Source organism: Vibrio sp. Vb2960, from assembly GCF_033337665.1.
In the GTDB taxonomy this organism is placed as follows: Bacteria; Pseudomonadota; Gammaproteobacteria; order Enterobacterales; family Vibrionaceae; genus Vibrio; species Vibrio alginolyticus.
This window is the reverse complement of record NZ_JAWORD010000017.1, coordinates 42018-67812: the sequence shown is the minus strand read 5'-3', so window position 1 is coordinate 67812 and position 25795 is coordinate 42018. Positions and strand designations below refer to the sequence as shown.

Sequence of the window (25795 nt, the reverse complement as noted above, 5' to 3'; positions counted from 1 at the left end):
TTCAGAGTGGAGGCTAATTTGTATTTGTGTATTCGCTTCGTTCTATTTTTTGCGACGATTTCGGTTCTTATACACCACGCAAAAGTTACCACGCTTGGTACGACACTTTGAGCAACGTTCACAATCTACTGGTGCGCGATTGCCTTCTTTCCAACGTTTGATCAACTGTGGCTCAGCCAATAAAGGGCGTGACACAGCAAAAAATTGGATATCTGTGTTTTCTGCAATTTTCTCAATCGCATCAATGTCGCTCAGCCCGCCGACAGTAATCACCGGTATGCTAACGTCCTGGCTGATCACGTGACCATATTCGTGAAAGTAACCTTCTTCTTGTAGTGTGTAACCATCGAACGTTTGACCAACAAGTTCGTTTGCTTTGCCGTGAACATTGCCAGATACGATGATCGCATCAACGCCTATTTCTTCAAGTTTCTTGCAGACGACGCGAGTTTCATTGAACGTTAAACCGCCGTCAAAGAACTCTGTTGCCGTCAGTTTAACGAGGATGGGAAATTCGCTTCCAACCAGCTTTCTGGTTTCAGAATAAATTTCTAAAAGAAAGCGCATGCGATTTTCTAAGTCACCACCATATTCGTCTTCGCGACGATTATAGTACGGGCTTAAAAACTGGTTAATTAAATAAGTGTGCGCCGCATGAATCTCTACGCCGTCAAAACCAGCGTCTTGAGCACGTTTACTCGCCAATGCGAATGCCTTTACGATGTAGTCTATTTCGTCCTTTGTCATCGCTTTGCCTTGCGTATTTGTACCACGCTCAGGCACGTCACTCGGAGCGAAGATGACACGCTCACCGACGTTATGGGTGGTTTTGGTGCCACCGTAAGCAATTTGCATCACGATTTTAGAATCTTGTTGATGTACTAGCTCTGTTAGCTTTTTGTATTCTTCAATAAAAGAGTCGTTGTAGATCCCCATCATACCTGCGTTGGGTTTCTCTTCTTCAACGATATTGGCATAACCCGTGACAATAAGCCCAACCTCCCCTTTCGCAAGCGTTTCGTAAATATCGTAAAGCTTTGCCGTCATGTGACCATCTTCGGTCGCCATGTTCTCCCACGTTGCGCTTCTCACAAAACGGTTCTTTAGGGTCATGTTGCCAATGCGGGCTTCGGAAAACAAAATGCTCAAAACCAGTCCTCTTAAAGTTGTCTTTATGTTTTATCTTTTCGCAAGTAAACAAGAACGAAAAAGGAACAGCGATACACGATGTATGGCTGTTCCTTCTCTGAATCCTTGAGACCTGCAAACTACAGGCGCACCTTAATGCCTCGGAGACGACAAAACTTTAATCTGGGTTAAGGTTTAGTGAGTTTTTAGATTATGTAAAAGGATGATTCTTAATCGTGTTCATTTCACTGGAGTTAAGATGCTTCCTCACCCACTTTCAGTCGTAAAACTTTTGTATTTCGCTAGCTGGTGATTCAACTTAAACATTCACATTGTTAGTTTGTATGCTGCTATGGGAACTAGCACTACCCCAAATGTTTACATTACAAACTATCGATATTGAATTCTCATATGGTAAGTAGAGTTATTGCGCTGTTTATACTTTTAGCTTAATCGTCGCTATCTCTTGGCATTATTACGCGTCAGCGGAAACGCGCGATCTACTATGTTTTACACACTGGTTGTTTTTGCTTTTAGATATGAATACGTGATAGTGAAGCTAGAGGAGGAACAGGGAAAATAAAGGACAATAGAAAGTTAAATGACCTTACTTCTAGGTAAGGTCATTCATGCATTCAGCAGCAAAAGATATTGGCGCGTAGCAAACGCTTAGGTCTGGTTGTTACAGAGCTAGAGGAATCAACTCGACACCAAGCACACCACTGATCCCCATCACCACTAGCAGTGAGACTTTAAACACCGACTTTGACCAAGCGATGTAGTTGTTCTCATCAATGCTGCGAAAGGTCACTTTCGTCCACATAAAGCAAACAACCGCTGCAACCGCTAAGTATTCATACCCGGCTTCACCTAGTAAAAATAACCCCAATGATGCTGCCCCAAAAGCCACGACATACGCTTTCATGTGTCGATGCGCTTTATGAATACCTTCTTTAACTGGCAATACGGGAATCCCGGCTTCTCGGTAGTCTTGCATGCGGAACATGGCAATGGCATAAGAGTGCGGCATTTGCCAGAGACAGAACATGGTAAAGAGTAAAATCGCTTCCAAGCTAATGAAGTTTGTTACCGCTAAGTAACCCACCAATGGCGGAACTGCGCCTGAGATACTTCCCACTAAGGTTCCATACACCGAGTTACGTTTGTACCACATCGTGTAAAAGAACACGTAATACACGTAGCCAAGCAACACGACGACAGCGGATAGTGGATTCACTCGGATAAATAAGAGTGCGGTTCCTACCAGCAATAAAGCAAGTGCATAAACAAACGCAATATCGATATTGATGTTGCCTTTCACTGTTTCACGATTTCGTGTACGTGCCATCTTTTGGTCGATATCACGATCGAAAATATTATTCACCACACAACCTGAAGCGATGACTAACCCAACACCAACTAACGTCGTAACGAACAACATTAGACTGGCTGGTTCTGTTTTTGCGGCGAGGAAGAACCCCGCCGCAACAGAAATCAGGTTGCCGAAAATAATGCCCGGTTTAGTGATAGACAAATAACTTTTCAGCATACCTTGGCCTACAACTTCATGTTGACGTTCATGTTGTAGATGATCCATACCGAGCCAGCGATAAGGATAAGTACAACAATGGCGGTAAACATCAGTGATACAAGGTTCCAACGTCCGTCGGATGTTTTTGTTTCCATGTGCAAGAAGTATTTAAAGTGAACAAATATCTGCACTAATGCACATCCAAATAGAATCGCATAGGTCGTTGTATCTGGTAATGATTTCGTCCAAACAAAGTAGAACGGAATTACCGTCAGAATCAGTGAGGCAATAAAACCTTTCACGTAATCTGACGAACTGGTTTCTACATGTTGATCCATTACATTACCCCCAGTAAGTAAACGATGGTAAAGACACAAATCCAAACGATATCTAGAAAGTGCCAGAATAGGCTTAAGCAGTTAAAGCGCATTGCCATATTGTCGTTCAGACCTTTCGTCGACAGTTGATGGTATGCTACCGCTAACCAAATCAGACCAAAGGTTACGTGCAGGCCGTGCGTACCAACCAACGTAAAGAATGCCGACAGGAATGCACTGGTTTGTGGGCCATAGCCTTCTTCAATCAGGTGATGGAACTCATAGACCTCCATACAGATAAAGCCAAGACCAAGCGCGAACGTGACTAACATCCAACGTTTGAGACCAGCAACGTTGTTGCGCTTCATCGCGATAATGCCAAAACCAAATGTGATACTGCTAAACAGCAGCAGCATGGTTTCGACAAAAACGAATGGGAGTTCGAAAATGTCTTTACCTGTTGGGCCCGCAATTGAATTGCTCGACAGCACAGCGTAAGTCGCGAACAAGGTCGCAAACAGTACACAGTCACTCATCAGGTAAACCCAGAAGCCAAATAGCTTGTTGCCATTCGTGTCATGGTGGTGATCATGGTCGTGATGTGCTGCGATATTAGTTTGCATACGTCACCTCCAGATCATCTTTACTTTCGCTGTCTTTCACTGAGTTTTTCTTCGCTTCTTCAAGCTGAGCTCGACGTTCAGCCTCAATTGCTTTGATCTCTTCAACTTCCACGTAGTAATCCACATCATCGTTATAGCTATGCTGAATACACGTCACGATAATACCGACCAAACTTGCCGCCGCTAGCCACCAGATGTACCAAATCATGCCGAAGCCAAATAGGAGCGACCAAGCCGACACGTAGATGCCTGTTGCCGTGTTTTTTGGCATATGAATACGTTCGTATTCCACTTCTTTAGTTGGATCGAACTCGCCACTTTGTTTCTGGTACCAGAAGGCATCCAGCACATCACCTTTTGGTAGGTGCGCAAAGTTGTAGAACGGCGGTGGAGACGATGTTGCCCACTCAAGAGTACGACCACCCCACGGGTCACCAGTTAGATCACGGTTTTGCTCGCGGTCACGGATACTCACGTAAATTTGGATGAACTGAGACAATACGCCCAGCGCAATCACAACCGTACCTGCTGCGGCAATCGACAACAGTGGGAAGTATTCTGGGTTGATGTCTTGGCTTAAACGACGAGTCATCCCCATGAAGCCCAGCGCGTAAAGCGGTAAGAACGCCATTAAGAAACCAATAATCCAAAGATAGAACGCGCGTTTGCCCCAAGTTTCATTCATGGTGAAACCGGTCGCTTTCGGGAACCAGTAAGTGATCGCAGCGAAACATCCAAACACCACACCACCGATGATAACATTGTGGAAGTGAGCGATAAGGAATACTGAGTTATGCAGAACGAAATCTGCGCCCGGAACAGCCATTAGTACGCCCGTCATACCACCAACAGTAAAGGTGATAAGGAAGCCCACCGTCCACATCATTGGCGTCGTAAAGCGGATGCGGCCTTTGTACATCGTGAATAGCCAGTTGAAGATCTTCACCCCTGTTGGGATAGAAATGATCATCGTGGCAATACCGAAGAAGGCATTTACGTTCGCGCCAGACCCCATCGTAAAGAAGTGGTGTAGCCAAACGACAAAGGCAAGAATCGTGATAACTACGGTAGCCCAAACTAGCGATGTGTAACCGAACAACTTTTTACGTGAGAAGGTTGCGGTGACTTCTGAGAACACACCAAAAATTGGCAAGATCAAGATGTACACTTCTGGGTGACCCCAAGCCCAAATCAGGTTGACGTACATCATTACGTTGCCGCCAAGATCATTGGTAAAGAAGTGCATGCCTAGGTATCTATCCAGCGTAAGCAGAGCGATAGTCACCGTTAGGATTGGGAATGAAATGATGATCAAAATGTTTGCACACAGAGACGCCCAAGTGAAAACTGGCATCTTCATCATTGGCATAGACGGTGTACGCATACGCAAAATGGTCGCGAAGAAGTTCACGCCTGTTAACGTCGTACCAACACCTGATATCTGCAGCGCCCAAATCCAATAGTCGACCCCGACTCCTGGGCTAGCCTCAATACCTGAAAGCGGCGGATACGCCAACCAGCCGGTACGACCAAATTCACCTAAGCCGAGAGACATGTTTGTTAGGATGACACCTACAACAAACAGCCAGAAGCTCAAGTTATTCAGATACGGGAAAGCTACGTCACGCGCACCAATCTGCAATGGCACGATGATGTTCATCAGACCAATGACCAATGGCATCGCTACGAAGAAGATCATGATCACGCCATGGGCAGTAAAAATTTGATCGTAGTGATGCGGTGGTAAGTAACCTGCTTCACCCGCAGAAGAAAGGAGTTGCTGACTACGCATCATGACTGCGTCAGCAAAACCACGAACAAGCATCACCATCGCTACTGCGATGTACATGAAGCCAAGTTTTTTATGGTCTACTGAAGTAAACCATTCATTCCACAAATATTGCCACTTTCCGGCTTTGGTCACCGCGTAAACTACGGCTAAACCAACCAGCGCCACAACCGCTAGGGTGATGACAATAATAGGTTCGTGGAATGGAACTGAATCAAGAGTTAATCTTCCAAACATTACGATTATCCTTGGTTTTCAGGCAAACAGTTCATTGAACCAGGATGCTGAGTCACAACGTCGGTGAACAAGAACGGAGGAACGCTAGAGAACAAAGTGACTGGCTCTGCGATACTTGGCGCTGCCAGTGAGCTGTATTGCTCCCAATCTTCAATACGATCAGGGCTCGCCTTCACTTTCTGCACCCAATTTAGGAACGCAGCACGATCAGACATTGCTGAAGCTGTGAACTTCATTTGCGAAAAGCCTTCGCCGCTGTAGTTCGATGCAAAACCCTTGTAGTCACCTTCGTGGTTCGCTATGAGGTTGAGCTTGGTTACCATGCCTGGCATCGCGTAGATCTGTGTACCTAAGCGAGGGATGAAAAACGCGTTCATGATGTTGTCCGAAGTCAGTTTGAACTGCACTGGCACGTCTTTCGGGAACGCCACATAGTTCACCGTCGCAATGTTTTCTTCTGGATAGATGAACAACCATTTCCAATCGAGTGACACCACTTCGATGGTCATTGGTTTAACATCACTTTCCAAAGGTTTGGATGGCTCTAGTTCATGAGTCGAACGCCATGTGATCGTCGCAAGAATCGCAATGATGATGATTGGAATTGTCCATACCACCACTTCGATTTTGGTCGAGTGTGACCACTCGGGTGCGTACTCTTCTTCAGTGTTAGAGGCGCGGTATCGGTAAGCGAAGTAAATCGTCATTAAAATCACAGGGATTACAACGATCAACATCAGCAAAAGAGCAGTAATAATTAACTCTTTTTCTTGCACACCAATGGCACCTTTGGGGTCAAGTAAAGCTGAATTACATCCTGAGAGCATAAGTATGACGGACGCCAAACTTCCCCTCGACAAGATGCGTTTATATCTTGAGGCTTCCATTAACTTTCTCGATGGTTGTCTGGTTTCAAAGCAGATGCCAATCAAAGTAAATAAGAGCTCACAAATAGCGCAGAGGTAATGTATGAGAACAAGAAAAAACCTCGATAAGTAGTTATTCTACTTACAATTTTTTCAACTTCGTCATCAAGCATTTTACCAGCTAGGATGAACCGTTATTTGCTACGATACGATTGGTATCAAGCCAAGAACCAGTTGTTATAGTCATTAGAATGTTTATGTGTTGAGCATGAGTAACGTCGGGCTCAGAGCGAAACAAAACGGAATTGAGTGGAGATCAAAACCACACTCTTAGTGTGAGTTTATTGTTACACTTTGAAACACTATGTTACATTTGGCGCATTATGAGGAGTAAAAAGTTAAAGCTCATTAGCCACAACTGGAAACTAACCTTCCATTAATGGAAGTTACACACTTTAAATAGAATATTAACCTCAACACGAATTTCTCGTGCTTCAACAATTAATTATTTAAAAACAAACAGTTGAAACTAAAAATTGATGAGACTGACTATCAACTTCATTTACGCAGATAGCCTTAATGAGAAGCGGAAGCTAAAAAATCAAAAGTGTGATCAACATCAAATTAATGATTTCACTTAATATTTGAGTGGTATTTACATCTCTTTATTGGATTGTGAGAAATCATTCTCAAGGTAAATCCAAACATAAGTTGTAAATACATTTGGGTTGCGCAGAATTAGCACTCCACAACATAGAAAATGTTGAAATGGAAAGAGACTTATTATTCAGGTCTATCAGAGCCTTATTTCAGTGGTCACTTACATACGAATGCCGCCATCCACTTCTAAAACCCTGCCAGTAAAGTAATCACTCTCAATAATGTATTTTACTGCATGCGCGATTTCGCTTGTTTCGCCCATCCTGCCAACTGGGATCATCTTTTCTAGTCGCTCTATGGCTTCGGGTTTCATTTGCTCTGCCATCGCGGTATGAACTACACCTGGTGCAACCGCCGCCGCGCGAATACCGTATCTTGCGAGCTCACGAGCCCATGTTGTCGCCATGGTCGCGACCGCCGCTTTAGATGCAGAATAATTGGTTTGTCCGATATTCCCTGCTCTCGCAACACTAGAAATATTGATGATAACGCCTCGGGAGCCACTCTCAATCATCTTGACGGCAGCTTCACGCCCACACAAAAATGTTCCTGTCACGTTAACGTTCATGACCAAATTGAATTGATCCAAAGACATCTTACTGATCACGCCATCTTTTGCTTTTACAAGTAACCCATCTCTTAACACGCCAGCGTTATTGACTAACCCATTGAGTTGACCAAAATCTTGGATAATCGCTTCAAACGTGGTTTCAACATCGATTTCGTTGGTGACATCCACTTGATATGTCAACGCTTTCGCACTCAGCATTCGACACTGCTCTTGTGTTTCCATTAAGCCACTGGCGTTTACATCCAACAACGCTAAATCAGCGCCAGCTTGAGCAAGGGTAATGGCCATCATTTGCCCAAGCCCCTGCCCTGCTCCTGTAATGGCAATAACACTACTTTTTATGTCCATATTGGTGCACTCCATAGCTCGTAATGTTCTCTATCTCAACCAGTCTAAGTTGGCCGAAATGATGCGCGTTTTAGGTCACCATCTCGGGCTGGTTTGTCACAAAACTCGGTCTAGCCTTTCTTACTCTTGTATAACTCAAATAAGCTTGAGAAATCGAGCTCGCCGTGGCCGCTCGCGTTGTGGAAAGAATATAAGTTGCGCGCTAACGACCCCATCGGAACCGAAGAATGTGTTTGTAACGCCGCATCTAACCCCAAGCCGAGATCTTTTAGCATGAGTTTGCTCATAAAGCCCGGCTGGTAATCGTGACTGGCTGGCGCACTGTCCATCACGCCTGGGCAAGGATTGTAAAGCTCCAATGCCCAATTTCGGCCAGAGCTTTGCAGCATGATGTTTGATAGCACTTTTGGATCGAGTCCATGATCGATACCTAGGTTTAATGCCTCGCACGTACCAGACATTAAAATGCCGAGCATAAGGTTGTTACAGATTTTCGCCATTTGACCATCGCCTGCTTTGCCAGCATGGAAAACATTTTTTCCCATATACTGCAAAATCGCATTGGCTTTAGAAAACGCTTGATCCGAACCACCAACAATAAAGGTTAATGTCGCCGCTTTAGCGCCAGCAACGCCCCCCGAAACGGGTGCGTCGACAAACAACACGCGTTTATTTGCCGCTTCATTGGCGACTAATCGCGCGGAGTCCGGATCAATGGTTGAACAATCAATTATCAAGGTACTTGGCGAGACAAGATTGAGGACACCTACGCCACCGTGTAAGTCACCAAGATACACGGAACGAACGTGAGACCCTGCTGGTAGCATCGTGATGACTGTGCTAGCACCATCTACTACCTCTTCGATAGAGCTCGCCACCACGGCACCAAAAGGTACTAGTTGCTTTGCGGCTTCGCTATCGACATCGAATACTTGCACGTTAAATCCAGACGCGAGTAAGTTTTGCGCCATAGGATGCCCCATTCTTCCTAAACCGATAAATGCGATGGTACTCATGATCATTCTCCTTATTGACCTAGTGTTTGTTCACCCAAATTAGCAAGCGGATGCTCGTTATCTGACCAAAGCGAGGTAAACAAAGTATCGATAACATCTTCATCGACTTCACTGACACTGTTAAATATCCAGCTCGGCTCGCCATCCCGGTCAATGAGCCGAGAACGGACGCCCTCTTTAAACTCACCTAATAAGGCACTGCGAACCGACAAACTCAACTCTAAACGGAAGCAATCTGCAAGCGGTAAGCTGTGGTACTCTTTCACTTGTCTAAAGCAAATATGCGCGGTGATCGGACTGCCCGATGCGAACGTTTGTTTCGCGTTTTCTATCCACTGGCTATTCCCTTCGATAGTCATGATTCGCTGTGCTATCGCATTAAGATCAAAGCCTTTGCACGCTTCCTCTATCTGATCTAAGTATGGACAAATTTGCGTGGTTGGTTTGCTATCAATAACCTGTTCTTCCATTAATTTTAGTAGCGCAGTTACCAACTCTTTCGCATCTTCTTTGCCCCACTGGAGCCGCTTTAGCTCATCCAGTAAGGTGGGATACTGCTCTTCCAACAGTAACCAATCGGCCAAACCAATAGTGACAGCGTCACTTGAATTTACCATTGAACCTGTCAATCCGAGGAATAAGCCCACTTGCGGATCTATCTGGCTTAAAAACCACGTACCTCCCACATCAGGATACAGTCCGATATTGATTTCTGGCATAGCAAGGCGTGATGTTGTTGTCACAACGTTATGGCTGGTTCCCATAAAAAGCCCCATCCCACCGCCCATGACAATGCCTTCTCCCCAACCGATAATGGGTTTGTTGTAAGTGTGGATGAGATAGTCACACTCATACTCCAACGAGAAATAGTTCGTACAGAACTCTACGATTTTTTCTTTACTCTCGTTATGCATGACGTGATACATAGCTCGAACATCGCCACCAGCACAGAATGCTTTTTCTCCAGCGCCAGTAAGTACCACACAAGTCACATGCGGATCGTCTTGCCACTTGACAAGCTGATCGTTAAGTTGGACTAACATGTCATACGTCAATGCATTCAATGAAGCGGTGTTGTCTAACGTTGCGATACCAATGCGGTGCACGCCATCTAAGCACTCTATTTCACTGATGGTTACCATCCCTGCCATGTGGCCTCCTATCGGTTTTTCCATTGCGGTGGGCGTTTTTCTAAAAAGGCGCGAACACCCTCGACTTGATCTTCCGTATCAAAAAGATTCAGAAACAACTCTCGCTCTTTCATTAAGCCGTGCTTAAGTGGCGCAGAGCGCATATTTTGAATGAGCGCCTTACATGCGGCGACAGAAGATGGTGACTGGTTCGCAACAGATTCAGCAAGTTCCAGCGCTTTACTTAAAGCTTCACCTTTGGGAACCAACTCCTCAACTAGGCCTAGTTCTTTTGCTTTGTCAGCGCTGACTTGCTCTCCACATAAAATGATACGCTTTGCCCAGCCTTCCCCTACTAACGCTGTGAGGTTTTGGGTACCGCCAGCGCAGGGCAAAAGTCCGACTTTGGCTTCAGGTAAAGCAAGTACCGCTTGCTCTTCAACGACTCGAATATCACAAGCTAATGCCACTTCTAAACCTCCACCCATGGCGTAACCATTAATAGCGGCAATGGAAACACCACGGAATTCCGAGAGCATTTCAAAGGCTTCACCAAAGCATCGCGCCATGTCTAACGCAACCGCTTTGTCACCGTCAGAAAATAGCTTGAGATCTGCACCAGCAGAGAAAAACTTTTCTCCACTGCCGGTTAAAACCAGTGCGTAGACCTGCTTATCATTGTTAAGTGTGAGTATCAGCGACTTCAGTACCTTGAGGCTCTCTGCTGTCCACGTATTGGCTGGCGGGTTGTTTATCGTCACCACCGCAACGTGATTAGTGATCGTATGTTGAATGGCTTCTTGGGTTAATGGCATATCTGAATCCTTTCTCAATGAGCAAATCCAATACTTCGCTACAGCAAGGCCGACTCCTCAGAGAGCAAACGGCGCGCGATGATCAAGCGCATGATTTCGTTCGTTCCCTCCAGAATTTGATGCACACGCACATCTCTGAAATGACGCTCCATTGGATACTCTTTGATGTAACCATAGCCGCCATAAAGCTGCAGCGCTTGGTCGCAAACCTGAAAGCCCACATCGGTTGCGAACCGTTTTGCCATCGCGCAATAAGCCGTGGCATCTGGGTCATTTCGGTCGAGCTTGCTGGCGGCATAGCGCACTAACTGCCGAGCAGCCACTAGCTCTGTCGCCATGTCTGCTAATTTGAATTGTAAGGCTTGAAACTGCGCAAGCGACTTGCCGAACTGCTTACGCTCCTGAATGTATTGTGTCGCCTGTTCAAGGGCCTGTTGAGCCGTACCGACGGAACAGGTCGCAATATTTATACGCCCTCCATCAAGCCCTTTCATCGCAAAGACAAAACCTTTCCCTTCTTCGCCCAGTAAATGGCTAGCTGGAATAACGACATTTTCAAAAGTAACCGCTCGTGTTGGTTGGCTGTTCCAACCCATTTTGGGTTCTTTGCGCCCATAGCTGATACCATCTGCGTGAGCAGGAACAACAAATGCAGACACGCCTTTGGCACCCGCTTCTCCGGTTCGCGCCATCACGACCAAAACATCTGTCTCTCCTGCGCCAGAGATAAAGGTTTTGCCGCCGTTGATGACATACTTATCTCCCTTTTTTGTAGCGGAAGTGGTCAGTGCAGCGGCGTCTGATCCTGCGTTAGGCTCAGTTAAGCAATAGGAGCCTAACCACTCCCCCGTAACTAATTTCGGACAGAACTGCGTTTTGGCTTCATCGGTAGCAAAACTGGCTATCATCCAACTGACCATGTTGTGAATCGTCATAAACGCCGTAGTGGACGTACATCCCATGGCCAGTTGTTCAAAGATAATTGAAGCATCCAAACGGCTTAACCCTAAGCCGCCATGTTCTTCTGGTGTGTAGAGACTGAGAAACCCCAGTTCCCCCGCCTCTCTCAATACGTCTTTGGGGAAAATCTGCTTTTCATCCCACTCCGCCGCCATCGGTGCTAAACGCTCATCGGCAAATTGTTGAGCGGTATCGGCAAATGCACGTTGATCTTCATTAAGTTCAAAGTCCATAAAAGCTCCTTTTATTCACTCAGCGCAGTTGGATGGTCAAATTAGGCCCCGTTGGAATATCGTCATCAAACCAACGCGCCGTCACCGTTTTGGTCTCGGTATAAAAACGTACCGCTTGTTTACCATACGCATGTAAATCACCATAGAAACTGCCTCTCCAACCAGTAAAGGAGAAAAATGGTAAAGGGACTGGAATAGGCACATTGATCCCAACCTGACCGACTTGAATGTCATGCTGATATTTTCTCGCAGCAGCGCCATTAGCGGTAAATATAGAAGTTCCATTGCCGTAAGGGTTGCGATTCACTAACTCAATAGCTTCTTGCAACGTTTCGACTTCCATACAAACTAAGACAGGGCCAAATATCTCTTGCGTGTAAATCGACATGTTCGCTGTTACACCGCTAAACAAGGTTGGGCCAATCCAGTTTCCATCGGGAAAGCCTTCCACTTCACACTGACTGCCATCGAGTTCACACACTGCGCCTTGTTGTTTGCCATCTTCAATTAGGTCCAATACGCGTTGTTTAGCTTGCTCACTGATCAGTGGGCCATAAGCAGCTTGCTCATCGTCCCAAGGCCCTGGGTGTACTTTCGCCATTGCCTGTTTGAGGTCTGTAATCCATTGTTTTGAATCACCGACAAATACCGCAACAGAAATTGCCATACAACGCTGCCCCGCAGCCCCTACGGAGGCTCCGATTAGGTTATTCACCACTTGATCTTTGTTTGCATCAGGCATGATCACCATGTGATTCTTTGCACCAGCAAAAGCTTGAACCCGTTTAAAATGTTTAGTCCCTGTGGTGTAGATATAACGGGCAACGGGAACCGAGCCAACAAATGACACCGCTCGAATATCAGGATGAGCCAGAAGAAAGTCGACTTGCTCTTTGCGGCCATGAACGATCTGCAACACTCCTTCCGGCGCGCCAGCTTGCTCAAATAGTTCAGCTAAACGAATAGAGGTCAACGGCACCTGTTCGGAGGGTTTAAGCACAAATGTATTGCCCGCAGCGATAGCGATTGGGAACATCCACAACGGAATCATGGCAGGAAAGTTAAATGGCGTAATGCCGCAACACACACCTAGGGGCTGAATCATTGAGTAACTATCAATATCCGTGGCAACGTTTTCGACGGTTTCGCCCATCATGTTGCTGGCAATATTTGCAGCCTGCTCAACAACCTCTATGCCTCGCCACACATCGCCTTTAGCATCCGCTAAAATCTTACCCGTTTCATGAGAAAGCAGTGTGGCAAGCTCATCATGATGCTCTTTGAGCAAGTGCTGATAACGAAGCATGACTCTGGCACGCTCGGATACTGCCACTTCCTTCCAGGATTGGAATGTCTCTTTCGCATTATCAATGGCGGCTTCCATCTCGTGCTCTGTGGAACATGGAACGTACGCAATGACATCATTAGTGGCAGGATTGGTTACCTCAACCCAATCCGATGTTTGAGATTCACGAAACTCGCCACCAATAAACAAGGGAACCAAACGAGTCATCATTTACTCCTTTCTGATTTCAATTAAAGCGGTATTTCAATGCCTATCGCCGTGGCTTCTCCACCACCGATACAAAGTGATGCAACACCCCGCATCACTTTTTTGGCTTCGAGATCACCATTGGTGCCTAACGCTTGTAGCTGACGTAAACTGTGAATCAATGTCACCAGAATTCGTGCGCCACTAGCCCCTATCGGATGTCCAAGCGCACAAGCTCCACCTTTAATATTTACTTTGCTCGTATCTAGTCCAAGTTCCGCCACCGCTATTTGTGTCACGACGGCAAAGGCTTCATTGATTTCCCACAGGTCCACTTCATAAATTGACCAATCTAGCTGGAACAGCAGTTGCTCAATTGCGTAGACGGGTGCCAAAGTAAATTCTGCAGGTTTTCTGGCATGTGTAGAGTGCGCCTTGATGATCGCAAGTGGTTTAAGCCCCTGATGACGCGCAGTGTCTTCATCCATAAGCACAAGAGCCGCCGCGCCATCAGAAATGGCACTCGAATTAGCAGCGGTCACCGTACCTTTTTCATCGAATGCAGGTTTGAGTTGAGGAATTTTACCAAGGTCAATCGAGCGAGGGTGCTCATCGTAGTCCAGCACCGCTTGTTCTGACTTGGTATTGAGTGAAACCGGCGAAAGTTCATCGGCAAACAAGCCTCGCTCTTGAGCTTCCAACGCACGCTTTGCCGACATCACGGCCCATTCATCCATTTGCTCTCTGGTGAACTTAAGCCTGTCAGCGACTTGCTGAGCATAAACACCCATTAAGTGCCCTTCGTAAGCATCTTGTAGCCCATCGAGAAACATGTGGTCATACGCAGACTGGTGCCCCATACGCATTCCCTTTCTCGCCTCCCTCAGCAAATACGGCGCATTGGTCATACTTTCCATACCACCAGCAATGGCTGAGCGAATCGTTCCAGCTTTAATGAGATCGTGCGCTAACATGACGCTCTTCATGCCAGAGCCACACACTTTGTTAATGGTGGTACACCCTACACCCAAAGGAAGATCTGCCCCCATAGATGCTTGCCTCGCAGGAGCTTGTCCACACCCTGCTGGAAGCACACATCCCATGAACACTTCATCCACCGAAGTTACATTCACTTCGTGCATTGCCGCCTTGATCGCCAGTGCGCCTAATTGAGGAGCAGAGTAAGTTTGCAACTTGCCTTGAAAGCGCCCAATTGGCGTTCTTTTCGCGCTGACAATCCAGATGTCTTTTCCCATGATTCGCATTCCCTTAAGGTATATGTGAACACTTGGCAGACTGATGACACCCTACATAAAATTACTCACCAAGCGCCGCACCAGCCTTTATCGCCTTTTTCACTAACAAACTTTCATTCCGCGATTTCTTGACGTTTACGTAAGCATAGCACTAGCCTTTACAATGAGATGAAAAAATACACCAAGCAGACGTTTATATTTCAAAGTTGATGTTCGGCCTTCCCATTTAAGGTTCGATTTCCAGAAACTGGATTTTTATTCGAGGTAAGTATGTTATGGAAAAATACAAGATCAGTGACCTCGCCAAGGAGTTTGATATTACTACTCGCAGTATCCGGTTTTATGAAGACGTGGGTCTGATTGAACCAGAGCGAAAAGGCAATATGCGCGTTTATCAACGCAGGGATAGAATTCGCCTCAAACTGATTTTAAGAGGGAAACGACTCGGTTTTTCGTTGGCAGAAATTCGTGAACTTTTCGAGCTCTACGACATGCAACAAACCGAAGGACAGTTATTGAAAATGCTCAATATCATTGAAGAGAAACAAGCCGTCCTACAGCAACAACTCAACGACATCAGCGTCGTTATGGCAGAGTTGAATGCCGCTAAGGAGCGTTGTATTCAAACGCTCAAAAGCAAGCAGACATAAACGCTATACTCAATTAGCAACACCGCTATCGGCTTTTCCACCTTACCTCTGATACCGGGAGACGTTATGAAAAGCACCTATACCCCACTCAATTTCGGACTTGGTGATACCATCGATATGCTCCGAGAACACGTTAATGCCTTTGCTACGGAACATATTGCGCCCATCGCCGCTGAGATAGACCGCGATAACCAGTTCCCGAATCATTTATGGCCTTTGTTCGGAGAAATGGGGTTGCTTGGTGTGACCGTCGATGAAGAGCTTGGTGGTGCAGGCATGGGATACCTCGCTCACGTTGTTGCCATGGAAGAAATCAGCCGTGCCTCTGCATCTGTCGCTTTAAGCTACGGCGCTCATTCTAACCTGTGCGTCAACCAAATCTTTCGTAACGGCACGCCTTCTCAACGCGAAAAATACCTTCCAAAACTCATTGATGGTACGCACGTTGGCGCCCTAGCGATGAGTGAGCCCAATGCCGGTTCAGACGTGATAAGCATGCAACTGAAAGCGGAGAACAAGAGCGACCATTTTGTACTGAATGGCAACAAAATGTGGATAACAAACGGGCCCGATGCTGACGTAGTGGTGCTTTACGCTAAAACGGATGTCAGCGCAGGTTCACGTGGCATTACCGCATTCATTATTGAACGTAACTTCGCAGGTTTCACTCATGCACAAAAGCTGGACAAACTAGGCATGAGAGGCTCGAATACTTGCGAACTTGTATTTAACCATTGCGTAGTGCCAAAAGAGAATATTCTTGGCGAGTTGAATCAAGGCGTCGAGGTGTTAATGAGTGGGCTGGATTACGAGCGCGTCGTCCTCGCTGCCGGACCACTCGGGATAATGCAAGCTTGCATGGACATTGTGGTCCCGTACGTACATGAACGAGAGCAGTTTGGAAAACCCATTGGCGAGTTTCAGTTAGTTCAGGGCAAGATCGCCGATATGTACTCTCGAATGAGTGCAGCAAAAGCGTATGTATATACCGTCGCAGCGGCTTGTGATCGAGGTAACGCAACACGCAAAGACGCCGCTGGCGCGATTTTGTACAGTGCAGAACTCGCCACACAAATGGCACTCGATGCAATACAACTGCTCGGTGGGAATGGCTACATCAATGAATACCCTGCTGGTCGTTTGCTACGTGATGCAAAGCTTTATGAAATCGGCGCGGGTACCTCAGAGATTCGCCGCATGTTAATAGGCCGAGAGCTGTTCGAAGAATCTCGCTAACGGAACATACGACAAGGAAGTCATTATGGCCATTATCAAAAGTAAAACTAAGCCAACTGACGAGTTATTTCTTTCCAATAAAGCTGTGATGGAAACGTTGGTCACTCAACTTAATCAACACATCGAGACCATCAAACAGGGCGGCGGTGAAAAAGCCATTCAGCACCAGAGGCAAAAAGGAAAACTCCCCGCCCGAGAACGCATCGCGCGCTTGCTTGATGACAACACTGACTTTCTTGAAATCAGCCAGTTTGCCGCCTGGCAGGTGTATGACGAAGCGATCCCCTGCGCTGGTGTTATCGCAGGCATTGGTATCATAGAGGGGATTCAATGCATGGTCATCGCCAACGATGCTTCGGTAAAAGGCGGAACCTACTACCCACTCACGGTAAAAAAACACCTTAGAGCGCAAGAGATTGCCCAACGTTGCCAACTCCCCTGCGTGTACTTGGTGGACTCCGGTGGCGCAAATCTCCTTCATCAGTCCGACGTCTTCCCCGACAAAGAACACTTTGGTCGCATTTTCTTTAACCAAGCGAGAATGTCAGCGAAAAGCATCCCCCAAGTTGCTGTTGTGATGGGGCTTTGCACTGCTGGGGGCGCGTACGTTCCTGCCATGGCGGATGTGTCCATTATGGTTAAAGAGCAAGGCACCATTTTTTTGGCGGGGCCACCTTTGGTGAAAGCGGCCACTGGCGAAGTCGTGACGGGTGAAGAGCTCGGCGGTGCAGACGTGCATTGTCGAAAATCTGGTGTCGCAGATTATTACGCTGAAAATGATGAACATGCCCTAATGCTTGCGAGAGAAGCCATTGCCAATGCCAATAGAACAAGACCTGTTAAGCCAGAAAACACCGTGCTACCTCCCCGCTACGACGCTGAAGAAATCTACGGAATCGTGAATGCCAACTTACGACTGTCATTCGACGTTCGAGAAATTATTGCCCGCATCGTCGATGATTCTGATTTCGACGAATTCAAAGCCTTGTACGGCAGAACGCTAGTGTGTGGTTTCGCTCGTATTCAAGGACACTTGATTGGCATTGTGGCAAACAACGGTATCTTGTTTTCTGAATCGGCACAAAAAGGCGCGCACTTTATTGAGCTGTGCGCCAAACGGAAAATACCGCTTCTCTTTCTCCAAAACATTACCGGCTTTATGGTCGGAAAAAAGGTTGAAGAAGAAGGCATCGCAAAACATGGCGCCAAGCTAGTGATGGCCGTCGCTTGTGCTGACGTGCCGAAGTTTACCGTGATCATCGGTGGATCGTACGGCGCTGGTAATTACGGCATGTGCGGCCGCGCGTATGATCCAACCATGATGTGGATGTGGCCGAACGCGCGTATTTCTGTGATGGGCGGAGAACAAGCAGCAGGCGTTTTAACACAAGTTCGAAAAGACGCGAAGGAACGTCAGGGGGAAGCGTGGTCAGAGCAAGAAGAGCACATTTTTAGAGAATCGATCATAGACTTGTATGAAACACAAGGACATCCCTATTTTGCGAGTGCTCGGCTATGGGATGACGGAATTATTGACCCTAAAAAAACGCGTCAGGTGTTGAGTCAAGCGTTAACGGCAGCATTAAATGCCCCCATTCCTGATAGCGAGTTTGGCGTCTTCAGAATGTAAACATCCAAAGATGAATTAAGGAAGTTAGTATGCAGGAAATGCAACCAAGCATTATTCCCAACGCCCAAAGGCAAGATGATGTTCTTTGGCATGTCGATGATAATGGCGTAGCGACCATTACCCTAAACAGAACAGCTAAACACAATGCTTTTGACGCTTGTACGATCGACTTGCTGATCCACCGCCTAGATTATCTCGCTTTACGAACGGATGTGCGGTGCTTGGTATTAAGAAGTAACGGTAAGCATTTTTCATCCGGGGCCGATTTGAATTGGATGCAGTCGATGGCCGAAAGCACGAGGCAAGATAACTTCGTTGATGCCCAAAACTTGGCAAGACTCATGGAAACACTAGATTCGTTCCCTCAACCCACCATCGCGGTTGTACAAGGTTCCGCTTATGGTGGCGCTTTGGGTTTGATTTGTTGTAGTGATATCGCCATCGCAAGCCAAAGTGCCAACTTTTGCTTAAGTGAAGTTAGGCTTGGTTTAGTTCCAGCAACCATTGCGCCTTACGTCATGCGCGCGATGGGGAATAGACAAGCTAGACGCTATATCTTAAGTGGTGAAGTCATTTCAGCCGAAGATGCCGAACGGTTTGGTATTGTGCACGAAGTGAAAGAAGCCAAACAGCTTGAAAATGCGGTCGATAGCGTAATCAAGACGTTGCTACTTAATAGCCCAGATGCGATGCGTAAAGCGAAAACGCTCTGCCATCAATGTCATCAAAACCCCATCGATCAACAACTGATTCACTATACTAGCAAGCTCATTGCGGACATTAGAGTATCACCCCAAGGTCAAGATGGGCTGCAAGCGTTTCTTGAAAAACGTAGCCCAAGTTGGGTCACCAAGTCACAGGACAAGTAATGCTACCTTCCAAAGTAAAGATTGTCGAAGTAGGTCCTAGAGATGGGTTGCAAAATGAACCTCCTGTTGCGACCCAGACTAAAATCCGGCTGATCAACTTACTCTCTGATACTGGGTTAACGCATATTGAGGCGGGCTCTTTTGTTTCGCCCAAATGGGTGCCACAAATGGCGGACTCAATAGAGGTCATGAAAGCAATAACACGGCGAAATCATGTTACCTACTCTGCCCTGACTCCAAACCTAAAAGGCTTAGAACAAGCGTTGGAGGCTGACGCCAATCAGGTCGCAATTTTCACTTCATCCTCAGAAGGATTCTGCCAACACAATATCAATTGCTCGATTGCAGAAAGCCTAACTCGCTTCGAACCTGTAATGCGATTAGCCACCAAATACGGCATCCCTGTTCGTGGCTATCTATCCTGCGTTGCCGACTGCCCTTACGATGGCCCGACAGCCCCTAAACAAGTGGCGAGCGTGGTCAAATCACTCATCGATTTAGGGTGTTATGAGGTGTCTCTAGGCGACACAATCGGTACAGGCACGCCAAACCGTATCGCTGCTATGCTAGAAGCCGTCATGTTGGTTGCACCTCTTCCCCGGCTTGCTGTCCATTTCCACGACACATGGGGACAAGCTCTCACCAACATTTATCAGGCACTGAGCATTGGCATCAATACCATCGACAGTAGTGTAGCTGGGCTGGGTGGATGCCCATACGCTCATGGATCATCAGGGAATGTCGCAACGGAGGATGTACTGTATTTATGCCAAGGGTTAGGAATAGAGACGGGGATTGACTTAGAGCTACTGGCTAAAGCTGGCTGGATGATCAGCGAAGAGCTGGGTCGGCAGCCTACATCAAAAGTGTCATTAGCATTGCGTAACCGCGTATTATCACTTTCGTAGAAGGCCATCCGGCACCTCAAATTCTCCCAACCCAAGTTAATTTGCTCTACTTTCGAGTAGGGAAGCGAAACCGCCCGCCAGTACGATAAATAATTAGAGAAAATAAGATAAGCACACAACCTAATAGTTTATTTGCCGTTAGCACTTCGCCATACCACAGCACGCTCAGAATAACCGTCCAAACTGGTTCTAATATCATAATTAGAGCAGCGTTACCTGCCTGAACAAATTTTTGCCCCATGGTTTGCATTACGTAACGCAAGCTCGTCGCTAATAAGGTACTCAACGCAAACCACCACCAAATAGAGGAGTCCACCTCTGCCGGGAAAGATTCCATAAAAAATGAAACCAACAAACCTAAACAACCTGCTGAAAAAAGTTGCACGCAAGTAAGCAGCAGCACAGGTAGTTTTTGAGAGTATTTGCTGTTCACATTAAAATGAAGCGCCAAAACCAGTGCTGCACCAAGAAACCACAATTGACTGGCCGATTGTTTCCAGCCACCAACTAAAGAAAGACAAGCAAGACCTAATACAGCGATAGGCAAAGAAAGCCAGAAAATTCGTTGTGGTCGTTGACGAAACATAACCCATGCAACAATCGGCACAAACAGCATGGAAAGGCTCATGATAAATGCGCCTTCCCCGAGAGTATCACTGATAGAAATAGCGTAAATCCATGTCATAACGGCACTGCCTAACAGGAGCCCGACACCACCAGCAGAAAGCACATCTTTTAAGTTTGCTTTCAGCAAAGGTCGGTAACATAGAGGCAGTAAGCAGAGCGAAGCGATAGTAAATCGCGCCCCAATAAAGCCAAAAGGTGGTAAACCCTGTATTGTTTCCTTAGAGAATATCCAGCCAAGTGCCGCGATCATCGTCGTCGCAACCAGAATAACCGTCGCTTTGCGTTCTGAGTTAAACATAAGTACTCACAAAATATGGAACACACAATAGCGCAGCAAGAGAGTTTTACTGCGCTATTGTGTAAATTTGAAAGGGGTTTGTGTCGAGCGAAAAAGTGAAAGCCCGATCCTCTCCTGTATTGTTGTCACGCAGATTGAAGTTCTGCTGCTAGATACATTAAATGCAGTCAAAGTCTTAAGGCAAGCCTTTTCGCATACTAAATTACTTTAGCATTCTATACAGCAAGCAAACTGGCTAAAACCTGTACCGGGTGTCGAACTACCTCCCCTTCAAAACGCTTAACTTGACTGCGGCAGGAGTAGTATTGCGACTTCAGCGCTCCTCAATACAGGTTGAATAAGGCGAATTGCTTTTTACCAATCGCCTCTGCAATGAAAACTTATTGATTAACTACAACGAGCGGTTAAATTGCTCCACGGCCTCTACAACACGGCTAGCGCCATCTTGTATTTCATTCATCACATTGCCTGCTTTTTCAGAGAGCTCTAGCGTATCTAGTGCTTCTTTTTGGCATTTAGCGATCAGCTTAACTGCGTTATCCGTTCTCTGTAGGTTTTCACTTACCATTGTGACAATTTCATCGGTGGTTGCATTGGTTCTTGTAGCAAGCTGTCTGACTTCATCAGCAACAACGGCAAAGCCTCTACCATGCTCACCCGCACGAGCCGCTTCTATCGCCGCATTTAACGCCAATAAGTTAGTTTGGTCAGCGATACCACTGATGCTATTTACCAACTCGCTAATACGCGATGAGTGCGCTTTAAGCTCGTCAATCGCCGTGTTCGCTTGCTGCATTTGCTCGGAAAGTATCTGCATCTTTTCTAACGTTGAGCCTATAACCTCTTGCCCTTGCAGGGTTTGTGTTCCAGTTTCTTGGGAGATTTCGTTCGCCAATTGTGCAGCCTGGGCCATTTTCTGTTCCTGCATCACCTGCTGGGTAATATCTGTCGCGAACTTAACGACCTTGTAGAGCTCTCCTCTGTCGTTATGGATAGGGTTATATGAAGCCTCTAACCACACCTCTTCACCATAACGGTTAACTCGTTTGAATCGCTCTGATGAAAATTGCCCTTTTGCTAAACGTTGCCAAAACTCACGGTAAGCTTGAGAGCTCGACTCTTCCTGATCACAAAACATGCGATGATGCTTCCCTAGAATCTGATCAAGCGTATAACCCATTGTGTTTAGGAAATTATCGTTGGCTTTTAAAACATGACCATCTAATGTGAACTCAATCACCGCCATAGAACGACTTAATGCATTTAGCATGTCCTCTTGCTCACGAGATGATTTGATCGTTCGCGTAAGTTCAGAAGCAAAAACAAAAAAGCTTTCTACTTCTCTGCGCTCATTTAAAACAGGCTGGATAATCGTTCTTAACCAGGCTTCCTCACCATTACCTTTCTGTACTTGCAATGCCCCATTCCAGAACACTTTATCTTGGACGGCTTTCTTCATTCGATGAAAGTGATCTGTATTGCGCGAATTTGACGGTACCAATTCAGTAATTGATTTCGTTAAGATCTCATCATCATTTAAGAAAAGTTCTTGCTGTAGCTTAGTATTTGCAGAAGTAATGATGCCTTTACTATCCAATGTTAAGCGGATCATCTCTTCATCTAAACTGGTTTGGATTTGCTGCAGGATTTGCAACTCCTGCTTTAATCGTTGATTTTCTTGTTGAAGCGACTTATTAAAAAACATGACTTTCTCTCATTTGACCGACCTTCGGACTAGTCAAAGGTTTATTATTTGTATACCGAATAAACTGCAAGCGGCAAAATCATTTGGTTGCATATTCAAACGCGATTTCTATTTCTCATCAAAGGACCCCGCTGGGAATACGGCGATTTTTTCTACAGTGTAACCTAAGCGCAGTATACTGAAATTTCTCCAGCGCCCAAGATGTTTATATATTTATCAATATTAAAGCTCTTTATCGCCAGTTTGAGGTTTGTATTTGTGGATATACTTATATGGAGAAGTGTTGTGTTCAGATCAATAAGCCTTTTCATTAAAAAAAGGACCTTGACTTAATTCCAATAGTTTTTGCCGTTTTATCGCTGTTCCATCCGCCGTTTGAGCGATTATCCACTCCTTATTCGCTTGTATTTCTATTAACAACGCACGGAGCAACCAATAACAGCACACCGACCAACAAGCTTTTGGACATTTTTGAGTTAGTGATTTTGCTAAATTAGCGAAATACTGATTAGTTTATGTATGGATGGGCTTCAAATGCGTGGCCAAACTCCTTTGGCCACTACAAACTGTAGGATTAGTATTCCATTAACCAACCAAGGAGTGTTAGCTCCAAGAATGGTAAGAATGCTGAAAATTGGCTCGGACATTCGTGACGTGCACCACCCAGTGGACGTTAACGATATTGCCCCTATGAAGATGCCTCTGCGCTATGTGACGAAGTATTGGCAGTGATTACCAAGCTTCCTCAAAAAGTAAACGGCTATTGACTTTCATTGGTCACCAGTTCGCTAGTGGCCATCTTCACTAAACCTTTAATCGCAAGTCTCGGGGGGAAGAACATAAGTTTTGCTTGAGAACTTCAATGCAAGCTCCCGTTCAGATACACATTCAATATAGCCTTTCTCATTAAGCTCTTGCTTTGTTGATACATTCGTATGCCAACCATATGCAAAGGAAGCCAAGAATAAGCAGCTTAGAACTAACACAACCACTTTAGGTAACCATCTTAAGCATCGGCCAGTAATGAATACTATCAATGACAATAACGATGCAGTGATCATTGCGTAGCTAAGAGCCAGTAATGACGCGTCATTTAGTGGGCTGTATATCTTGACCACATTTGGGAGACTTTCTGAGTCGTAAAGGCCATTGGTAGAGAAAGGGACTATGAGCAATGATGATGCTATGCATGCCGCCAAAAATAGTCCAGAGCGAAAACGATTAATTTTCATCAATCAACCTCTCAATTTCTTTTTTCATTGGTTCGGTGAACTTGTATTGGTCATCAATAGCCGAAACAACTTTACCAATACCGAAAGCAGTAAGCACAAAGAAACCCAACAATAACGCTGTTGGTGGCGCTGCAAACGCTGCGGTAACTCCAACTCTAAGCCCTATCGTTATGCCTTGAGCAATCACACCAGCAACCACACCTTTTGATACATCCGATGTAAACTGTCCTACTACCTCACCTAGCGTTTTTTCATCGTGCAATATGTAATCAACTGCATTAACCGCACCACTGAACACAAGTTCTACATAGATATTGCTGCTCAAGAAACTGACATTGCCTCGAACGGTGTTTAGGGCGTGGCCAATTTTAAGCATTTTAGGCGTTGCTTCCTGCCAACGGACACCTAAATCTAAATATCGAGGCTTGTAGTTCTCAACCACAATGTTCATTACACCATTGATATTGACGGCTTTGGCGGTTGCCCCAAATCCACCGAGATCTTTGGCCACGTCATAAGCGTCTTTAAGTCCCTTGCTAACGCCAGTGTAGTCCTTACCTATAGTGAGCTGTCCGTGCGTGTCTTTAATGAGCAAATCCAAATACTCGTTGGCTTCTTCAACGGTTAGTACGGCAATACTGACGTTCTCTTGTTGAGAGGTGTCCCATTGATATTCTTTAGCTTGCTTTTGTAAATCATCGTCCCATTCTTTTTCTGTTAAGCCATAAGCTTGTTGGGCAGCTTTGCGTTCAGCAAGAACGCGCTCTCTATTTTCAGCCCATCGTTTCTCATCGCTCGCGGTATATCTCAGCTCTTCCTGACGTTCTAGGCGTTGACGTACTGTACGTTCTCTTGTGGTTTTTTGTCTTTCTACTGGAGCTACAGGAGCGGATTCATATCTCATGGGGTTTAGTTTTACTAGTAAATGAAAAAGGATAATAACAATATTTTCAGTGCTTTATCATCCTCCAACAAGATACCTCGAGGAATTAACTGGTTAAATAGGCAAATTGCCAAGTCAAACAAGCATAGTGAAGGGGCAAGTTATGTTGGTTTGTATTCTATCGGATAACTTTTTGTAGGGTAAAACGCAAGCACCAAATTTTGTAGAGTATTTATTCCAGCTTATTTTGGGGCAAAGATAAGTTTGGCAGAGAAAGCCCAAGCTTAGTCTTCAGGCTTTATATCAAAACTCATAAAATGAAGCTTTGGATGCCTAAAACAACCCTAACTCACTTCAATTGCTGCCCGCACTAACACTTTTGTTTTGTATCGTAACTGATTTGCTTACTGACGTTCTTTAGTTGCACTCCTACCTTATTAAAGGCCTTTTGAATAGTTGTGGAAACATGCTGGCGGCCCTCTCCTTCAAAAAAGTTAGCTCGATCTTGCTTCGTTTCGAAGACGCAGACTATTTCTAAGCTTTGTGGAAAAGAAGAGAATTTGACGGTATGAGTCACCCAAAGAAAGCCATCGTAGCCTTTTAGCGTATCTTCACAAACTTCGGTCAACACTTCTCTAATTAGATTCTCGACCTTCTTATCTGATTTGCGCATAAATTAAACTTCATTCCTATCTAACGCCTTTAATTAGGTTTCAGTGTACATTGTCTTAAACAGTATTTGGCAGTGGTATTTAGTCAATAGCCTGTAGATGAGGTTATTCGCA

Annotated in this window: 21 protein-coding genes and 2 pseudogenes; 5 read left to right on the top strand and 18 right to left on the bottom strand. The window is 45.7% G+C overall.

The window, feature by feature from the left end; translation table 11 throughout:
• Window positions 1–42: 42 nt before the first annotated feature.
• From R7O03_RS15655 to R7O03_RS15595, 13 genes are all read right to left on the bottom strand, one after another.
• Window positions 43–1149 (bottom strand): NADH:flavin oxidoreductase, encoded by a 1107-nt coding sequence (locus R7O03_RS15655; protein WP_053303714.1) that lies wholly within the window; start codon window positions 1147–1149, stop codon window positions 43–45.
• A gap of 661 nt (window positions 1150–1810) precedes the next feature.
• Window positions 1811–2725, bottom strand: coding sequence for a heme o synthase (gene cyoE / locus R7O03_RS15650; RefSeq protein ID WP_047100930.1), 915 nt, complete (start codon window positions 2723–2725; stop codon window positions 1811–1813).
• Entirely contained in the window at window positions 2686–2997 is a 312-nt protein-coding gene (gene cyoD / locus R7O03_RS15645) for a cytochrome o ubiquinol oxidase subunit IV (protein ID WP_005375783.1), read from the bottom strand. Before cyoD ends, cyoE begins: the two co-directional genes overlap by 40 nt.
• The gene (gene cyoC / locus R7O03_RS15640) at window positions 2997–3599 is read right to left on the bottom strand and encodes a cytochrome o ubiquinol oxidase subunit III (RefSeq protein WP_005375782.1); all 603 of its coding nucleotides are present in this window, start codon (window positions 3597–3599) and stop codon (window positions 2997–2999) included. Before cyoC ends, cyoD begins: the two co-directional genes overlap by 1 nt.
• Window positions 3589–5625: a cytochrome o ubiquinol oxidase subunit I gene (gene cyoB / locus R7O03_RS15635; protein WP_005375781.1), complete on the bottom strand. Its 2037-nt coding sequence runs from the start codon at window positions 5623–5625 to the stop codon at window positions 3589–3591. Before cyoB ends, cyoC begins: the two co-directional genes overlap by 11 nt.
• A gap of 5 nt (window positions 5626–5630) precedes the next feature.
• A complete protein-coding gene (gene cyoA, locus R7O03_RS15630; protein WP_005388604.1) occupies window positions 5631–6512 on the bottom strand; it encodes a ubiquinol oxidase subunit II in 882 nt (293 codons plus the stop codon).
• A 799-nt stretch (window positions 6513–7311) separates the two neighbouring features.
• A complete protein-coding gene (locus tag R7O03_RS15625; RefSeq protein ID WP_053307782.1) occupies window positions 7312–8070 on the bottom strand; it encodes an SDR family oxidoreductase in 759 nt (252 codons plus the stop codon).
• A 110-nt stretch (window positions 8071–8180) separates the two neighbouring features.
• Entirely contained in the window at window positions 8181–9086 is a 906-nt protein-coding gene (gene mmsB / locus R7O03_RS15620) for a 3-hydroxyisobutyrate dehydrogenase (RefSeq protein WP_053303716.1), read from the bottom strand.
• 11 nt (window positions 9087–9097) lie between these two features.
• A complete protein-coding gene (locus tag R7O03_RS15615) occupies window positions 9098–10237 on the bottom strand; it encodes an enoyl-CoA hydratase/isomerase family protein (RefSeq protein WP_262665074.1) in 1140 nt (379 codons plus the stop codon).
• 8 nt (window positions 10238–10245) lie between these two features.
• Window positions 10246–11031 (bottom strand): enoyl-CoA hydratase, encoded by a 786-nt coding sequence (locus R7O03_RS15610; RefSeq protein WP_318131830.1) that lies wholly within the window; start codon window positions 11029–11031, stop codon window positions 10246–10248.
• A gap of 38 nt (window positions 11032–11069) precedes the next feature.
• Complete coding sequence (locus R7O03_RS15605; RefSeq protein WP_262665076.1) at window positions 11070–12224, bottom strand: acyl-CoA dehydrogenase family protein; 1155 nt, start codon at window positions 12222–12224, stop codon at window positions 11070–11072.
• 19 nt (window positions 12225–12243) lie between these two features.
• Window positions 12244–13737: a CoA-acylating methylmalonate-semialdehyde dehydrogenase gene (locus R7O03_RS15600; RefSeq protein ID WP_213915508.1), complete on the bottom strand. Its 1494-nt coding sequence runs from the start codon at window positions 13735–13737 to the stop codon at window positions 12244–12246.
• A gap of 23 nt (window positions 13738–13760) precedes the next feature.
• On the bottom strand, window positions 13761–14972 hold the full coding sequence (locus tag R7O03_RS15595; protein WP_005375769.1) for a thiolase family protein: 1212 nt from the start codon (window positions 14970–14972) through the stop codon (window positions 13761–13763).
• 275 nt (window positions 14973–15247) lie between these two features.
• Between R7O03_RS15595 and R7O03_RS15590 the strand changes: the two genes are divergently transcribed.
• The 5 genes from R7O03_RS15590 (at window position 15248) to R7O03_RS15570 (ending at window position 20265) form a co-directional block, all read left to right on the top strand.
• Window positions 15248–15622: a MerR family transcriptional regulator gene (locus R7O03_RS15590; protein WP_017821195.1), complete on the top strand. Its 375-nt coding sequence runs from the start codon at window positions 15248–15250 to the stop codon at window positions 15620–15622.
• Window positions 15623–15688: 66 nt separating this feature from the next.
• Window positions 15689–16858 (top strand): isovaleryl-CoA dehydrogenase, encoded by a 1170-nt coding sequence (locus R7O03_RS15585; protein WP_262665077.1) that lies wholly within the window; start codon window positions 15689–15691, stop codon window positions 16856–16858.
• 25 nt (window positions 16859–16883) lie between these two features.
• A complete protein-coding gene (locus tag R7O03_RS15580) occupies window positions 16884–18488 on the top strand; it encodes a carboxyl transferase domain-containing protein (protein ID WP_318131829.1) in 1605 nt (534 codons plus the stop codon).
• A gap of 29 nt (window positions 18489–18517) precedes the next feature.
• Complete coding sequence (locus tag R7O03_RS15575) at window positions 18518–19357, top strand: enoyl-CoA hydratase-related protein (RefSeq protein ID WP_064354630.1); 840 nt, start codon at window positions 18518–18520, stop codon at window positions 19355–19357.
• The gene (locus tag R7O03_RS15570; RefSeq protein ID WP_262665079.1) at window positions 19357–20265 is read left to right on the top strand and encodes a hydroxymethylglutaryl-CoA lyase; all 909 of its coding nucleotides are present in this window, start codon (window positions 19357–19359) and stop codon (window positions 20263–20265) included. The genes R7O03_RS15575 and R7O03_RS15570 overlap by 1 nt, the downstream gene beginning before the upstream one ends.
• Window positions 20266–20311: 46 nt before the next feature.
• Here R7O03_RS15570 and R7O03_RS15565 read toward each other — a convergent pair whose 3' ends face one another.
• From R7O03_RS15565 to R7O03_RS15550, 5 genes and pseudogenes are all read right to left on the bottom strand, one after another.
• The gene (locus R7O03_RS15565) at window positions 20312–21190 is read right to left on the bottom strand and encodes a DMT family transporter (protein WP_262665080.1); all 879 of its coding nucleotides are present in this window, start codon (window positions 21188–21190) and stop codon (window positions 20312–20314) included.
• A gap of 391 nt (window positions 21191–21581) precedes the next feature.
• A pseudogene (locus R7O03_RS22775) lies at window positions 21582–21935 on the bottom strand (methyl-accepting chemotaxis protein); the annotation flags it as partial.
• Window positions 21936–22115: 180 nt separating this feature from the next.
• A pseudogene (locus R7O03_RS22770) lies at window positions 22116–22802 on the bottom strand (PAS domain-containing protein); the annotation flags it as partial.
• 1314 nt (window positions 22803–24116) lie between these two features.
• Window positions 24117–25031 carry a hypothetical protein gene (locus tag R7O03_RS15555; protein ID WP_025577788.1) on the bottom strand — a complete coding sequence of 305 codons (915 nt, stop codon included), beginning with the start codon at window positions 25029–25031 and terminating at the stop codon, window positions 24117–24119.
• A 349-nt stretch (window positions 25032–25380) separates the two neighbouring features.
• Window positions 25381–25683, bottom strand: a complete 303-nt coding sequence (locus R7O03_RS15550; protein ID WP_031781024.1) for a hypothetical protein — start codon at window positions 25681–25683, stop codon at window positions 25381–25383.
• Between the last annotated feature and the right edge of the window lie 112 nt (window positions 25684–25795).

Coding starts and splice junctions, on each gene's coding strand:
- cyoE (WP_047100930.1), bottom strand. CDS start 2,725: ATGGATCATCTACAACATGAACGTCAACATGAAGTTGTAGGCCAAGGT.
- cyoD (WP_005375783.1), bottom strand. CDS start 2,997: ATGGATCAACATGTAGAAACCAGTTCGTCAGATTACGTGAAAGGTTTT.
- cyoC (WP_005375782.1), bottom strand. CDS start 3,599: ATGCAAACTAATATCGCAGCACATCACGACCATGATCACCACCATGAC.
- cyoB (WP_005375781.1), bottom strand. CDS start 5,625: ATGTTTGGAAGATTAACTCTTGATTCAGTTCCATTCCACGAACCTATT.
- cyoA (WP_005388604.1), bottom strand. CDS start 6,512: ATGGAAGCCTCAAGATATAAACGCATCTTGTCGAGGGGAAGTTTGGCG.
- R7O03_RS15625 (WP_053307782.1), bottom strand. CDS start 8,070: ATGGACATAAAAAGTAGTGTTATTGCCATTACAGGAGCAGGGCAGGGG.
- mmsB (WP_053303716.1), bottom strand. CDS start 9,086: ATGAGTACCATCGCATTTATCGGTTTAGGAAGAATGGGGCATCCTATG.
- R7O03_RS15615 (WP_262665074.1), bottom strand. CDS start 10,237: ATGGCAGGGATGGTAACCATCAGTGAAATAGAGTGCTTAGATGGCGTG.
- R7O03_RS15610 (WP_318131830.1), bottom strand. CDS start 11,031: ATGCCATTAACCCAAGAAGCCATTCAACATACGATCACTAATCACGTT.
- R7O03_RS15605 (WP_262665076.1), bottom strand. CDS start 12,224: ATGGACTTTGAACTTAATGAAGATCAACGTGCATTTGCCGATACCGCT.
- R7O03_RS15600 (WP_213915508.1), bottom strand. CDS start 13,737: ATGACTCGTTTGGTTCCCTTGTTTATTGGTGGCGAGTTTCGTGAATCT.
- R7O03_RS15595 (WP_005375769.1), bottom strand. CDS start 14,972: ATGGGAAAAGACATCTGGATTGTCAGCGCGAAAAGAACGCCAATTGGG.
- R7O03_RS15590 (WP_017821195.1), top strand. CDS start 15,248: ATGGAAAAATACAAGATCAGTGACCTCGCCAAGGAGTTTGATATTACT.
- R7O03_RS15585 (WP_262665077.1), top strand. CDS start 15,689: ATGAAAAGCACCTATACCCCACTCAATTTCGGACTTGGTGATACCATC.
- R7O03_RS15580 (WP_318131829.1), top strand. CDS start 16,884: ATGGCCATTATCAAAAGTAAAACTAAGCCAACTGACGAGTTATTTCTT.
- R7O03_RS15575 (WP_064354630.1), top strand. CDS start 18,518: ATGCAGGAAATGCAACCAAGCATTATTCCCAACGCCCAAAGGCAAGAT.
- R7O03_RS15570 (WP_262665079.1), top strand. CDS start 19,357: ATGCTACCTTCCAAAGTAAAGATTGTCGAAGTAGGTCCTAGAGATGGG.
- R7O03_RS15565 (WP_262665080.1), bottom strand. CDS start 21,190: ATGTTTAACTCAGAACGCAAAGCGACGGTTATTCTGGTTGCGACGACG.
- R7O03_RS15555 (WP_025577788.1), bottom strand. CDS start 25,031: ATGAGATATGAATCCGCTCCTGTAGCTCCAGTAGAAAGACAAAAAACC.
- R7O03_RS15550 (WP_031781024.1), bottom strand. CDS start 25,683: ATGCGCAAATCAGATAAGAAGGTCGAGAATCTAATTAGAGAAGTGTTG.